Origin of the sequence: Pelistega suis (assembly GCF_013133795.1) — a bacterium.
In the GTDB taxonomy this organism is placed as follows: domain Bacteria; phylum Pseudomonadota; class Gammaproteobacteria; order Burkholderiales; family Burkholderiaceae_B; genus Taylorella; species Taylorella suis.
Genome location: NZ_JABGBN010000002.1, coordinates 361,260 through 375,451 on the forward strand (window position 1 = coordinate 361,260; position 14,192 = coordinate 375,451).

Annotated in this window: 12 protein-coding genes; 11 read left to right on the top strand and 1 reads right to left on the bottom strand. The window is 42.3% G+C overall.

Annotated features, from left to right (window positions below):
- Positions 1-164 precede the first annotated feature (164 nt).
- The 6 genes from HKX39_RS05035 to rpsT all read left to right on the top strand — a co-directional run bounded on the left by HKX39_RS05035 (position 165) and on the right by rpsT (position 7,763).
- Positions 165-1,889 carry a PAS domain-containing sensor histidine kinase gene (locus HKX39_RS05035; protein WP_171680207.1) on the top strand — a complete coding sequence of 575 codons (1,725 nt, stop codon included), beginning with the start codon at positions 165-167 and terminating at the stop codon, positions 1,887-1,889.
- Positions 1,890-1,904: 15 nt separating this feature from the next.
- Positions 1,905-2,519: a response regulator transcription factor gene (locus HKX39_RS05040; protein WP_171680208.1), complete on the top strand. Its 615-nt coding sequence runs from the start codon at positions 1,905-1,907 to the stop codon at positions 2,517-2,519.
- A 3-nt stretch (positions 2,520-2,522) separates the two neighbouring features.
- Positions 2,523-3,368, top strand: coding sequence for a bifunctional methylenetetrahydrofolate dehydrogenase/methenyltetrahydrofolate cyclohydrolase FolD (gene folD / locus HKX39_RS05045; RefSeq protein ID WP_171680209.1), 846 nt, complete (start codon positions 2,523-2,525; stop codon positions 3,366-3,368).
- A 141-nt stretch (positions 3,369-3,509) separates the two neighbouring features.
- On the top strand, positions 3,510-5,564 hold the full coding sequence (locus tag HKX39_RS05050; protein WP_425500264.1) for a M3 family metallopeptidase: 2,055 nt from the start codon (positions 3,510-3,512) through the stop codon (positions 5,562-5,564).
- Between the two features lie 8 nt (positions 5,565-5,572).
- On the top strand, positions 5,573-6,169 hold the full coding sequence (locus HKX39_RS05055) for an SCO family protein (protein WP_171680211.1): 597 nt from the start codon (positions 5,573-5,575) through the stop codon (positions 6,167-6,169).
- Between the two features lie 1,330 nt (positions 6,170-7,499).
- Positions 7,500-7,763 (top strand): 30S ribosomal protein S20, encoded by a 264-nt coding sequence (gene rpsT / locus HKX39_RS05060; protein WP_171680212.1) that lies wholly within the window; start codon positions 7,500-7,502, stop codon positions 7,761-7,763.
- A 287-nt stretch (positions 7,764-8,050) separates the two neighbouring features.
- On the opposite strand, the gene HKX39_RS05065 is transcribed toward rpsT, so the two are convergent.
- Positions 8,051-8,341, bottom strand: coding sequence for a DUF3579 domain-containing protein (locus tag HKX39_RS05065; protein ID WP_171680213.1), 291 nt, complete (start codon positions 8,339-8,341; stop codon positions 8,051-8,053).
- Positions 8,342-8,523: 182 nt separating this feature from the next.
- Here HKX39_RS05065 and argF point away from each other — a divergent pair, with 182 nt between their 5' ends.
- The 5 genes from argF (at position 8,524) to HKX39_RS05090 (ending at position 14,189) form a co-directional block, all read left to right on the top strand.
- Positions 8,524-9,477: an ornithine carbamoyltransferase gene (gene argF / locus HKX39_RS05070; RefSeq protein ID WP_171680214.1), complete on the top strand. Its 954-nt coding sequence runs from the start codon at positions 8,524-8,526 to the stop codon at positions 9,475-9,477.
- A 78-nt stretch (positions 9,478-9,555) separates the two neighbouring features.
- Positions 9,556-10,776: an argininosuccinate synthase gene (locus HKX39_RS05075; protein ID WP_171680215.1), complete on the top strand. Its 1,221-nt coding sequence runs from the start codon at positions 9,556-9,558 to the stop codon at positions 10,774-10,776.
- Positions 10,777-10,948: 172 nt separating this feature from the next.
- The gene (locus tag HKX39_RS05080; protein ID WP_425500268.1) at positions 10,949-11,266 is read left to right on the top strand and encodes a rhodanese-like domain-containing protein; all 318 of its coding nucleotides are present in this window, start codon (positions 10,949-10,951) and stop codon (positions 11,264-11,266) included.
- A gap of 180 nt (positions 11,267-11,446) precedes the next feature.
- Positions 11,447-12,472 (top strand): Fe(3+) ABC transporter substrate-binding protein, encoded by a 1,026-nt coding sequence (locus HKX39_RS05085; protein ID WP_171680217.1) that lies wholly within the window; start codon positions 11,447-11,449, stop codon positions 12,470-12,472.
- Positions 12,473-12,542: 70 nt separating this feature from the next.
- Positions 12,543-14,189 (top strand): ABC transporter permease, encoded by a 1,647-nt coding sequence (locus tag HKX39_RS05090; protein ID WP_171680218.1) that lies wholly within the window; start codon positions 12,543-12,545, stop codon positions 14,187-14,189.
- The last annotated feature ends 3 nt before the right edge of the window (positions 14,190-14,192 follow it).

The following is a 14,192-nucleotide window of genomic DNA, read 5'->3' on the forward strand; positions in this document are numbered from 1 at the left end:
TTATCGCTTAAAATCGTTAAAAAAACCGATTATCACGCGCAGCGAAATAGGCGTGACATTGTTTAAACCCAAACAATTTCCACACAAGGTAAAATAAAACTTTTACAATACTCTCGACTTACAAAACTTACAAAGTTTGACAAAAGATTTTTACTCACCACATCATGCACGAAAACAATCAAAAGAGTCTTATCAGTAAATCACTCAATTACTCCACAAAATCTCGACGCTTACATTGGTTAGCGCCTGTCTTTGTGATTGTGCTCTATATTGTCGTAATGATGACCTTTTTTAGTCTGCAACGCATTCAGACGAATCTGCTCCCCTACTTTGTCAATAATAATGAAGGTTTACAGCATCTACTGAATCTCATCATTATTGCTTTATCCACCATCATTATTTTCAGTCTATTTTTAATGTGGCGCTATACGCGTCAGCGATTAAAAACAGAACAAGCGCTTGAGACGGAAACAATTTTCCGCCGCGCTATGGAAAACTCTATGTCCACGGGGATGCGCGTGATTGATATGCAAGGTCGTATTATTTATGTAAACCCTGCTTTCTGCCGTTTGATTGGTTGGGATGAGTCCAGTCTTGTTGGTAGCGCCCTTCCCTATCCTTATTGGATTCCTGGACGTCACAAAGAACATATGCGCACCATGGAAATCGTCTTATCCGGCAAAACGCCTAGCTCGGGTTTAGAACTTGAAGTACAACGCCGTGACGGCTCTCGCTTTACCGCCAGAATGTATGTATCGCCCATGCGCAACCCTGATGGGCATCAAATCGGTTGGATGACCTCCATGACCGATATTACCGAGCCAAAGCGTGTAAGAGAAGCCCTATCTGCCGCTCATGAGCGTTTTATGACCGTACTCGAAAGTCTAGATGATGCTATTTCTGTTGCAGCAGACACACCTAATGGCATTGAGTTATTATTTGCCAATCGTACTTATCGTCGTATGTTTGGCTCTCAACCTTATGGTCATCAAGAATTGCTTAAGCAACGCACCGAAAGTCATGATGACGGTAATCAATACTTTATTCCTACCATTAATATCTGGTTTGAAGTACATCATCGCACACTTAGCTGGACTGATGGTCGCAAAGTACGCTTACAAGTCGCACGTGATATCACTGAACGCCTAAAACATGAACAAGAATCTCGTAACCAACAAGAAAAGATTCAACTGACCAGTCGTCTAACCACCATGGGTGAAATGGCGTCCACACTTGCACATGAGCTTAACCAACCGCTGACTGCCATTGTTAACTATAATACCGCTGCGATGAATCTGCTCAAAGCAGGTAAAACAGACAACCCTATGCTCATCACAGCATTAGAGAAGTCTGCTACACAGGCTGAACGAGCTGGTAAAATTATTAGTCGTATTCGCGCCTTCGTAAAACGTAGTGACCCTCGCCGCCAAACTGTCTCCATCGAACGCATTGTATCCAATACGCTTGATCTTGCCGAGATTGATGCCCGCAAACATGGCAAACAAATTGAGTCTTATATCGAGCCAGATTTACCCGATGTTTATGCTGACCCTATCCTCATTGAACAAGTTTTACTTAATCTTATTAAAAATGGCTTAGAAGCAATGATTCAAAATCAGGAAACCCTTGTCAAAGTGCATATTGCACGAGTTGAAAAAGAGGTGGAAGTTTCTGTGATTGACCGAGGACATGGACTAAAAGAACCTGAACGCCTTTTTGAGCCATTCTTTAGTACTAAAAACGAAGGGCTTGGTATGGGATTAAATATCTGCCGTACGATTATTGAATCCCACAACGGTCAGTTATGGGCTGTTCCAAATCCAGAAGGTGGTACTATATTCAAATTTAGACTACCATTTAGCAATCAACAAACACATAGTCAACATTGATGAAAAGGAAATGTGATGACAACAAATAGCACTATTTATATCGTAGATGACGATGATGCCGTTCGTGACTCACTACGGTTTTTATTAGAAACCAATGGCTATAACGTCTTAACGTTCTCCAGCGGCGAAGAGTTTTTAGAAAAATATGACCCTACGCTTGTCAGCATTCTCATTACTGATGTTCGTATGCCTGGTATGAGCGGTCTTCAACTACAAGAAGAGCTTAACGCACGCAAAGTCAATATCCCTATCGTCTTTATTACGGGTCATGGCAATGTCCCTATGGCGGTGAATACCCTCAAACAAGGGGCAATGGATTTTATTGAAAAGCCCTTTAATCTTAGTGATATCCAAGAGGTGATTTCTAATCTCACTTCTGAGGCACAAGCACGTGCAGATGCTGCTCAAAATCAGCGTGCCAACGAGGAGCTACTCAATCGACTCACCTCTCGCGAACAACAAGTATTAGGACGTATTGTGGCGGGGAGATTAAACAAACAAATCGCTGATGACCTTAATATTAGCATTAAAACTGTCGAAGCTCACCGTGCCAATATCATGGAAAAACTTCAAGTCTCAACCGTTGCTGACTTAATGAAAGTCGCACTTAACTCACAAAAGGAAGCTTAACAAATGACTGCTACTGTAATTGATGGTAAAGCACTTGCTAACCAAATTAAAGAAGAGCTTGCTCAACGTATCCAGACGCTAAAAAACAAAGGTGTTATTCCTGCATTGACGGTTATTCTTGTGGGTGATGATCCTGCCTCTGCTGTCTATGTAAATAGCAAACACAATACTTTTACGCAATTAGGTCTAAAAAGTGACGTTCTCCGTTTTCCTGCAGAAACTAGTCAAGAAGAATTGTTAGCGAAAATTCGTGAACTCAATAATGACAAAACGCTACATGGCATTTTGGTACAACTACCACTGCCTAAACATATTGATACCAATACAGTCATTGACACAATTTCTCCTGAAAAAGACGTAGACGGCTTCCATGTCAGCAATGCTGGTGCTTTAATGACGGGAAATCCTCGTTTTATTCCTTGCACACCCTATGGCGTGATAAAAATGCTGGAATCACAAAATGTCAATCTTAAAGGCGCTGAAGCAGTTGTCGTTGGTGCAAGTAATATCGTAGGCAAACCCATGGCATTACTTCTCCAAAAAGAAGGCGCGACTGTAACCATCTGTAATTCAAAAACAAAAGATCTCACCTCACACACCAAAAGAGCTGATATTCTAGTTGTTGCGACAGGTCGCCCAGAAATGGTGACTGGCGATATGATTAAACCAGGTGCTGTGGTGATTGATGTAGGTATTAATCGCGGTGCTGACGGCAAACTTAAAGGTGACGTCGAATACGCTTCTGCCGCTCAAGTGGCAAGTGCCATTACACCAGTACCGGGTGGCGTAGGCCCAATGACAATTGTGATGTTATTAGTAAACACAATTGAGGCAGCGGAGCGTGCTTAATTAGCAATCTTGTACACTGCTCGCTAAACAAGTTTAGTGAGCACTTACTATTTGATTGACGCCAATCTGCCTATATGTTTTATACATCAAAACATCTCTGGCAGCTTGGCGTTTATACACTTTTAAAACAAACACATTAAAATGACTATGACAAACCCTTTACTCTCCTCCCCCCTAGATTTTATTGATTATGCCGCCATTAAAGCAGAACATATTGTCCCTGCTTTAACGCAATTACTAGAAGAAAACAAAGCATTAATTGAACAGGTGGCTGCAGAACCAGCACCACTCACATGGGAAAGTTTTGTAGAGCGTTTGGACATTGCCTCCACCCCACTTTGGCGTGCATGGCATGTAGTCAATCATCTTAATGCCGTTGTCAACACATCTGAGCTACGTGCTGCCTATAATGAGATTCTACCTAAGATAACAGAATACTCTACTTGGTTGGGACTAAATAAAGATCTTTATCAACACTATAAAGCCCTCAAAGACTCAGCAGAATATGCTACGCTGACACCTACTCGTCAGCGCATCATTGATTTAGCCCTTCGAGATTTCAAACTCAGCGGTGTTGAATTAGAAGGTGAGGATAAAACTCGCTACGCACAAATTAGCGAGCAATTAGCCAACATCTCTCAAAAATTCAGTGAAAATGCCTTGGATGCAGTTGATAATTGGGCATATTTTGTAGAAAGCCGAGATGAGCTTGTTGGTATTCCAGAGGATACCCTTACGGCAGCAGCAGAGGCAGCTAAAGCAGAAGGAAAAACAGGTTATAAATTTACCCTAAAAATGCCGTCTTATCTTCCTGTGATGCAATATGCACAAAATAGTGCCTTGCGCGAAATTATGTACCGCGGTTACAGTACTATCGCTTCTGAACAAGGCGACACACGTTTTGACAACTCCAGCAATATTGAGCAATTATTAGCCCTACGCCAAGAAGAATCGGCTTTATTAGGCTATAAAAACTTTGCGGATATGCAACTTGAAACCCGTATGGCTGACAACGCAGCTCAAGTCATTGCTTTTCTACGTGACCTTGCTAACAAAGCTAAACCTTTTGCGCAAAAAGATGTCGCAGAATTAAAGACCTTTGCGCGTGAACATCTTGGCATGGCTGAGCTGAACCCATGGGATTATGCTTATGTATCAGAGCAACTTCGTCAAAATAAATACGCTTATTCTGATGAAGAAATCAAGCAATACCTACCAGAAGATACCGTACTCACTGGTTTTTTTGCCATCATCAAAAAACTTTTTAATGTCGATTTTACGCCTATCAATGCTTCAGTATGGCATAAAGATGTCACGGCTTACGCTGTACAAGACCAAGGTGACACTATCGGCTATATCTATTTTGACCTTTATGCTCGTGCAGGCAAACAAAGCGGTGCATGGGTAGGCTCAGAACGCAGTCGCCATGTCTATGGTGAGACTACCGTTACGCCAACGGTTTATTTAACCTGCAACTTTACCCCTCCCACAGGCAATAAACCCGCCTTACTTTCACCCGATGATTTAATTACGCTTTTCCATGAAAGTGGTCATGCCTTACATGCCCTTTTATCTGAAGTAAGAGATCCTGCTGCCTCTCCTTTCTCTAGTGTAGAATGGGACGCAATTGAATTACCATCACAGTTTATGGAAAACTTTACATGGGAATGGCCAGTCATTGAGCAGCTAACACGTCATTGGGAAACGAATGAATCGCTACCTAAAGCACTTTATGAAAAAATGCTCGCCGCCAAAAACTATCAAAGTGGCATGCAAACTGTACGTCAAATTGAATTTGCCTTGTTCGATATGCTGATTCATCAGTCTGTTAACCCGCTATCGATTCAACAAGTCTTAGAGATTCTTCATCAAGTACGTCAAGAAGTTGCCGTTGTGATTCCTCCAAGTTGGAATCGATTCCCACACAACTTCTCTCACCTTTTTGCTGGTGGATATGGTGCAGGATACTATAGTTATAAGTGGGCAGAAGTTCTCTCTGCAGATGCTTATAGTTTATTTGAAGAAAATAAACTCGCTGATGGTAGTACTTTAAATAGCGCTATTGGTGCACTATTCCGCAAGGCTATTCTCGCCGTAGGTGGTTCAGTCCCTGCCGCAGAGTTCTTTAAAAATTTCCGTGGACGCGACCCACAACCTGACGCATTATTGCGCCACAGCGGTATGTTAGATGCATAAGGATAACAATGTTTAAACGTAGTCTATTATCTCTCTGTCTAGCGGCAAGTACGCTAACAACTCCCGTCACCGTCGTTGCTCAAGAGAGCAAACCGACAACTGTTTACAATATCAAGGGCAATCTCCCTGATTTAAAATTTGAATTACAGGGTCTAAATCGCACGGTTAAGACAGAGGACTTGCAAGGCAAAGTCGCATTGGTATTTTTTGGCTATGCATCTTGCCCTGATATTTGCCCTACGACAATGGCAGAGCTCGGCGTTCTCAAAAAATCATTAGGTGAACAACAAGACAAAGTTAAAATTGTTTTTATTAGTGTTGATCCTCATCGTGATACACCAGAAATCCTCCAAGCTTATGTGGATGCGTTTGATAACGATGCTTTAGGTCTTACAGGTAGTGCTGAGCAAATTGCAGAAATCGCCAAACGCTATCGTGTCGCCTATCAAATTGAAAAGCCTAAGCCCGGTGCAGATGCTAACAACTACGAAGTCATGCATGCTCAAGGGATTTATATCTTTGATGAAAAAGGCAAAGCTCGTTTTCTTGCTTCAAATGCTGAGAATACCGAGCTACTAAAAGAGAAATTATTGCAGCTTTGGTAAAAGGTGTGCGGAGACGTTTCGATGCATAAAGCGGGTTAGGCGAACGTAGTGAGGCTCTGTTCGAGCGACTGCGCGAAAACGTGCAGCGAACCTTTTGTAGCAATAGGTACTGCCTGATATAAACAGTTCGCTCTATATCGTCCTCACTACAGAACATTGTGTATTCGCTCGGACAGCAAAGTGCATCGCTATCGCTCGCCGTTTGCAAACTCGCTCGGTACATCAAGTTCTCTTCGTGAGGACTGCCAGTAGCTAGCACTATCATCTAAGCCAGATTGTCGGAGAATATAACTGATTGTTAGCAGTACAATGTTTACTCAAGCACTTAAAGGTTTGCGGAGACGTTTCGATGCACAAAGCGAGTTAGGCGAGCGATAGCGAGGCTCTGTTCGAGCGACTGCGCGGAACGTGTAGCGAACCTTTTGTGGCAATAAGCACATGGCAGTTTTAGTCTTAATCGTCTTTACTGCAGAACTTATACATTGATTAGACCATACTGCAGACAGTCCACTATATATCGTCCTCACTACAGAACATTGTGTATTCGCTCGGACAGCAAAGTGCGTCGCTGACGCTTGCCGTTTGCAAACTCGCTCGGTACATCAAGTTCTCTCCGTGAGGACTGCCAGTAGCTAGCACTATCATCTAAGCCAGATTGTCGGAGAATATAACTGATTGTTAGCAGTACAATGTTTACTCAAGCACTTAAAGGTTTGCGGAGACGTTTCGATGCACAAAGCGAGTTAGGCGAGCGATAGCGAGGCTCTGTTCGAGCGACTGCGCGGAACGTGTAGCGAACCTTTTGTGGCAATAAGCACATGGCAGTTTTAGTCTTAATCGTCTTTACTGCAGAACTTATACATTGATTAGACCATACTGCAGACAGTCCACTATATATCGTCCTCACTACAGAACATTGTGTATTCGCTCGGACAGCAAAGTGCGTCGCTGACGCTTGCCGTTTGCAAACTCGCTCGGTACATCAAGTTCTCTCCGTGAGGACTGCCAGTAGCTAGCACTATCATCCAAGCCAGTCTACCGGAGAGGTTTTTAATCACAAAGCGAGTTTGATGAACGAAGTGAGACACTGTTCGAGCAACTGATAAAAACCTGTAGGTAGATTGGCGTATGCGCTCGGTACTTCAAGTTCTCTCCGTGAGGACTACCAGCCGCGAGCACTATCACTCACAAATACACCATATTCTGCAGTAAATAATCGTGATTTAATCTCAATATAACTTGTGTTTTTACCACAAATTATATTGCAACATTAAATACTTACTGATATAATAGCCGTTTTGCTGAATTAACTTAATAGAAGATACTCATTATGGCCAATACTGCCCAAGCTCGTAAACGTGCTCGCCAAGCTGTAGCACGCAATAAACACAACTCTAGCCTACGTTCTTTACTACGCACTTCTATCAAGCGCGTACGTCAAGCTATCGAAGCAGGTGATCAAGCTAAAGCTAACGAAGTTTTCTCTCGCGCAACTAGCGTAATCGATCGCGTTGCTGATAAGAAAATCATTCACAAAAACAAAGCTGCTCGTCATAAAAGCCGTTTGGCTGCAGCTATCAAAGCCCTAGCTTAATTTAAAGGTAAATATTAAGTTGCGTTGGTAGTCCTCTCTAAATAATTACCTCAACGCTTAGGGTTCAGCAAAAAAAGACGCTATTTCAACAAATAGCGTCTTTTTTTATCTACAAAATTTGAACAAGCATGAATATCTTGCCCCCATAAAGATTAAAAATTTGAATATAAAACAGTCCCAAACCCTCATCAATAGCATCTTACCCCCAAAAAACCTTCCTCCATATCATCTCATAGACATATCGATGTAGTAGACATTAAAAAAGCACTCTATTTGAGTGCTTTTTATCATTCAAACTCGGACTCTCCGATGGTTTCAATCGTCAAATCATTATCCACCGCAAAATCATTCACAAATTTCCAAGCTCGAGGCTCTAACTGCCGCAAACGTTCATCGACAATTAAACACTTGTGGCCGTCTTTATCACTAGGAATGACATAAGGAGAATAAGTAAGATGACTAGACTGAATACCCGGTGGACGAAACTGAGCCATCACACCTGCAAGTCGCTCCGCCCAATCGCTAGGACGAAACTTCTGCCCTGATTTCGTTAAACCGTAAATAATTAACTGTTGCACTTGCGTAAACTCTGCAAAGTCTTAAAAGAGTTATTTTATTCTATTTACGTCAGAATTTCGACAATTTTTCATAATATTGGTATTATTAACTTTCGTTAGTTTTTCTGACTATCGCAGTAGCTTTTTTAGTGTCTGCCATAGCAAACAGGATTTATTTTTTTATTATTCAATGTGTGTTGCATATGACTACTCCAAATAACTCTAACGCACCAATGCGTCATTTCTTACAACTAACTGATTTTTCAGCCCAAGAAATTCTTTATATTTTGGATCGCGCTCGCTATATCAAACAAAAATTCAAACGCTATGAGCCTCATATGCCACTACACGATCGTACCCTTGCGATGGTTTTTGAAAAAGCCAGTACACGCACTCGCGTTTCATTTGAAGCCGGTATGTATCAAATGGGCGGTCTTGTCATCAACCTGACATCAAACGACTCTCAGCTAGGTCGCTCAGAGCCTATCGAAGATACGGCACGTGTCATTACCCGCATGGTTGACATTGTGATGATTCGCACCTTTGAGCAAACACGTCTAGAGCGCTTTGCTGCACACTCTCGTGTTCCTGTTATCAATGGTCTCACTAATGAATTCCATCCTTGCCAAATCCTTGCTGATTTACTCACTTATGTCGAACACAAAGGCAGCATTAAAGGCAAAACTGTTGCATGGATTGGTGATGCGAATAATATGGCTTATACATGGTTACAAGCCGCTCAATTACTTGGCTTTAAACTGCATGTTTCTGCACCAAAAGGTTATCAATTAGATCATGATCGTATTGGTTCAGTAAGTCCAGAACATCTTCAAGAATTTGACGACCCAATGGAAGCAGCCAAAGGGGCAGACCTCATCACTACCGATGTTTGGACTAGCATGGGCTATGAGCAAGAAAATGAAAAACGTCGTGTAGCATTTGCCAACTGGATGGTGGATAAAGAAATGATGTCTTTAGCCAATAAAGATGCCATCTTTATGCACTGCTTACCTGCCCATCGTGGCGAAGAAGTCAGTGCGGACGTTATTGATGGTCCTCAGAGTGTGGTTTGGGATGAAGCAGAAAATCGTCTACATGTTCAAAAAGCACTTATGGAATTCTTAGTTTTAGGTAAACAAGATACTCCAGCCGCATAATCGCTTTTTTTCTATTCGATTAAAGCGTAAAATATGACGGTAATTTATTTTTATTAATATATTTTGTTGGATACACAAATGAGCGATATTAAAAAAGTAGTTCTCGCCTACTCTGGCGGTCTTGATACATCAGTCATTTTAAAATGGCTACAAGATACTTATCAATGCGAAGTTATTACATTCACTGCAGACATCGGTCAAGGTGAAGAATTAGAACCAGCTCGCCGCAAAGCGTTAAACTTTGGTATCAAACCAGAAAATATCTTTATCGATGATTTACGCGAAGAGTTTGTCCGTGACTTCGTCTTCCCGATGTTCCGTGCTAATGCCATCTACGAAGGTGAATACTTACTGGGTACTTCTATCGCTCGCCCTCTTATCGCTAAGCGCCAAATCGAAATTGCTAATCAATTAAATGCGGATGCTGTATCGCATGGTGCGACAGGCAAAGGTAATGACCAAGTACGTTTTGAATTAGGCTACTATGCGCTAAATCCAAATATCCGTGTTATCGCCCCATGGCGCGAATGGGATTTACTCTCTCGCGAAAAACTCTTAGATTATGCTGAAAAAGCCGGTATCGAAATCGATATGAAGCACAAGCAAGGTGGCGCTCCTTACTCTATGGACGCCAACTTACTTCATATCAGCTACGAAGGTCGTCACTTAGAAGACCCTAATGCCGAAGCCGAAGAAAGCATGTGGCGCTGGACTGTATCACCAGAACAAGCACCCGATTCTCCTGAGTATATCGACTTAGAATACGAACGTGGCGATATCGTTGCCATCAACGGTGTACGTTTAAGTCCAGCCGCCGTATTAACTAAATTAAATGAGCTTGGTGGTAAACATGGTATTGGTCGTTTAGACCTAGTAGAAAACCGTTATGTCGGCATGAAATCTCGCGGTTGCTACGAAACTCCGGGAGGCACCATTATGCTCAAAGGTCACCGTGCGATTGAATCAATCACATTAGACCGTGAAGTTGCTCACCTTAAAGATGACTTGATGCCACGCTATGCATCTTTAGTCTATAACGGTTACTGGTGGTCACCAGAGCGTAAAGCTTTACAAGTCTTAATTGACCACACACAACAACATGTTAACGGTTTTGTACGCCTCAAACTTTACAAAGGCAATGTCTATACCGTCTCTCGTGACTCAAAAGATAGCCTGTTTGATAAAACCATTGCTACTTTTGATGATGACGGTGGTGCTTACAATCAAGCGGATGCTGCTGGCTTCATCAAGCTCAATGCATTGCGTATGCGTATTGAAAGCAAAGCCGGTCGTAAATAAACGATAAGCTTTACACAAAGCCACTTCTTAACATCACCCTCAACTTTTATGAGGTCATTGTTTGAGGTGGCTTTCTTTTTTAAAAGTGATTTTTGAGCTTTATTCCAGTCGCCTCATTCCAGAATCACTTATCCTAACATCATCATTTACTAAAATTCATATGTCTACAGCTATTCAACATCTTACTGTACAAACCCTCAAACAATGGCAAGATGAAGGAAAAGACTTTACCCTACTCGATGTTCGTCAAGATGATGAAGTCGCTTATGCTCATATCAAAGGCTATCAGCATATCCCTATGCACCTCATCCCTATCCGTCACGCGGAGATTTGCGATGATAAGCCATTAGTTATTTACTGCCATCATGGTATGCGCAGTTATCAAGTCGGTTTATTTCTCGCCAATATGGGCTTTGAAGATGTTTATAACCTCCAAGGTGGTATTGATGCATGGTCAAAGGAAATTGATCCCTCTGTTCCTCTTTACTGATACTACCCCTCATCGCCAATCCAAGTGATGGAATCCCTATCCTAAAGAATACGGTTTAGCAGCAAATAACTGATAAATATCGCACAGTTTCCACACTACGGTTTTATTTCCTTGAGAAATATAAATTTAAGTGGTATGATTTATGATAATTATTCTCATTTATATTTCGGAGGATTCCTGATGAGATTTTCAACGGTGTTAAAACCATTATTTGTGGCATGCGCTCTAACCGCTTCTATTGCACAAGCCGCAGAAGTCAATATCTATACAACGCGTGAACCAGGTCTATTACAACCTTTACTAGACCAATTTACTAAGGATACTGGCATTAAAGCCAATACTGTGTTTGTTAAAGACGGTTTAGCAGAGCGTGTTGCTAACGAAGGTGATAAATCACCTGCTGACGTACTCATGGTAGTTGATATCGGTCGTCTCACAGAGTTAGCTGAAAAAGACCTTGCTCAACCTATTCAATCTAAAGTATTAGAAGAAGTTATTCCTGCACAATACCGCGGTGCTGACGGCAAATGGTTTGCCCTCTCTTTACGTGACCGTATTTTATACGCTGCAAAAGACTTAGACCTAAAGAGCTTTACCTATGAAGAACTTGCTGATCCAAAATGGAAAGGTAAAGTATGCATTCGCTCAGGTCAACACCCTTATAACACTAGTCTAATTTCTGCTTTTATCGCACATAATGGTGAAGCAAAAACCGAAGAATGGTTAAAAGGCGTAAAAGCCAATCTAGCACGTAAAGCCGCTGGTGGTGACCGTGAAGTTGCTCGTGATATTCTAGCTGGTATTTGCGATATCGGTATTGCTAACTCGTACTACGTAGGTCGTATGCGTAATGCAGAAGAAGGGTCAGAGCAACGTCAATGGGGTGATGCCATCAAAGTTATTCGCCCAGTTTTTGCAAGTGCCAAAGACGGCGGTACTCATGCTAACGTCACTGGTGCCGTTGTTGCCAAACACGCATCTAACAAAGAAAATGCCGTTAAACTGCTCGAATACTTAGTTAGTGAAAAAGCACAAGCCATGTACGCAAAAATCAATTACGAATACCCTGTTCGTGCCGGTACAGAGCTTGATCCTGTTGTTGCCTCATTTGGTGAGTTTAAAGCAGATGCCTTACCAATGGCAGAAGTACCTAAATATCGCAAAAAAGCGAGTGAATTAGTGGACAAAGTTGGTTTTGATAACTAATTTCACGCTATACTAATGATGTTTTGTTAAGGGGGGTATTCTACTCCCCTTTTTCCGTAAATAAATATCCATGCAACTGCAGAAAAATAATAAACTTACCCTATGGCAAATTCTGGCTGGTTTGGTTGTGTTCAGCGTCGTTGCGCCGATTTTGACGCTACTGATTATCGCCTTAACTGGTCATTTTGATCATTGGTATAGTCTTATCCAATACGTCATTCCCAACTCCCTCAGTAACACGGCTATCTTATTAGTAGGCGTTGCCATTATGGTAGGACTCATTGGGACTGGCAGCGCATGGTTAACCTCAGCATACGATTTCCCTACGCGCAAGATTCTCATGTGGGCATTGCTTTTACCATTAGCGGTGCCAACTTATATCATGGCATTTGCCTACTTGGATCTCATGCACCCTCTCGGTCCTATCCAAGGACTCATTCGCGACATCCTAGGCTATTCATCACCCAGAGAGTTTCGCCTTCCTGATATTCGCTCTATGCCGGGCGCCATTTTTATTATGGGTTTGGCGCTGTATCCTTATGTCTACCTCAGCGTCCGTGTAATGTTTATGAGCCAATCTGCCAATCTTGTCGAGGCCTCTCGTACCTTAGGATGTACACCCGCACAAACATTCCGTCGTCTCATTTTACCGATGGCGCGCCCTGCTATTGCCGTAGGTATTAGTTTAGCCTTACTTGAAACACTCAACGACATTGGCGCTTCAGAGTTTTTAGGTATTCAGACCCTGACCGTTTCCATCTATACCGCATGGGTTACGCGTTCAAATCTTGAAGCTGCGGCGCAAATTGCCATCTTTATGCTCTTTATTGTGACCGCCATTATCTATGTCGAACGCCTAAGTCGTCAGCGTCAGCGCTATGCTAATACACAGCGTCCACGCCCCATTCAAGCACAAACACTCACCGGTAGCAAAATGATTGTTGCTATGGTTCTAGGTTGGCTTCCGGTGATAACAGGCTTTATTTTTCCTACACTTTATCTCATCGTAGAAACGATTAAACGCCTAGATATTGTCGGAGCAGTTTCGCACGGGTTACTCACCAGCACGATTAATACAGTGATTTTAGCCATTGTAGCGACTTTTTTTACTGTCATCTTTGGTTTACTTATCGCATGGGTCGTACGTCAACCACGCTTTGCCTATAGCAAGATAATGGTTCGTCTAGGCAGCTTAGGTTATGCTATTCCCGGCTCGGTACTGGCTATTGGTTTATTAACCCCTATCGTATTGATAGATGATATCATTAGCAAGGTGATGAACCTTTTATTTAATTTTCCCCCACAACTCTATATTATGGGAAGCATCGCGGGCTTGGTGATTGCCTATTGCATTCGTTTCTTAGCCATTAGTATTGGCTCTATTGAAGCGGGCTATACGCGTATTCCCCTCTCTCTTGATAATGCCGCACAGACCTTGGGGCATACCTCCAGCCAAACCTTTAGAAAAATTCATTTTCCTTTATTAAAGCCCGCCCTAGGTGCTGCTGCTCTATTGGTATTTGTGGATGCCATGAAAGAACTCTCTGCGACACTCTTATTGCGTCCACTCAATTTTGAAACCTTATCAACATGGCTGTACGCAGAAGCTGCGCGAGGCACTTACGAAGAAGGCGCTATTGCTGCTCTGCTTATCGTCCTTGTTGGCTTATTACCCGTTATTTTCTTAGCGCGCACACAATTTAAAAACTCTTATTAAGCG

What these genes read in the sequence shown, in the direction of transcription:
- HKX39_RS05075 (WP_171680215.1), top strand. Translation starts at nt 9,556, where the DNA reads ATGAGCGATATTAAAAAAGTAGTTCTCGCCTACTCTGGCGGTCTTGAT.
- HKX39_RS05040 (WP_171680208.1), top strand. Translation starts at nt 1,905, where the DNA reads ATGACAACAAATAGCACTATTTATATCGTAGATGACGATGATGCCGTT.
- HKX39_RS05085 (WP_171680217.1), top strand. Translation starts at nt 11,447, where the DNA reads ATGAGATTTTCAACGGTGTTAAAACCATTATTTGTGGCATGCGCTCTA.
- HKX39_RS05035 (WP_171680207.1), top strand. Translation starts at nt 165, where the DNA reads ATGCACGAAAACAATCAAAAGAGTCTTATCAGTAAATCACTCAATTAC.
- argF (WP_171680214.1), top strand. Translation starts at nt 8,524, where the DNA reads ATGACTACTCCAAATAACTCTAACGCACCAATGCGTCATTTCTTACAA.
- HKX39_RS05090 (WP_171680218.1), top strand. Translation starts at nt 12,543, where the DNA reads ATGCAACTGCAGAAAAATAATAAACTTACCCTATGGCAAATTCTGGCT.
- HKX39_RS05055 (WP_171680211.1), top strand. Translation starts at nt 5,573, where the DNA reads ATGTTTAAACGTAGTCTATTATCTCTCTGTCTAGCGGCAAGTACGCTA.
- folD (WP_171680209.1), top strand. Translation starts at nt 2,523, where the DNA reads ATGACTGCTACTGTAATTGATGGTAAAGCACTTGCTAACCAAATTAAA.
- HKX39_RS05050 (WP_425500264.1), top strand. Translation starts at nt 3,510, where the DNA reads ATGACTATGACAAACCCTTTACTCTCCTCCCCCCTAGATTTTATTGAT.
- rpsT (WP_171680212.1), top strand. Translation starts at nt 7,500, where the DNA reads ATGGCCAATACTGCCCAAGCTCGTAAACGTGCTCGCCAAGCTGTAGCA.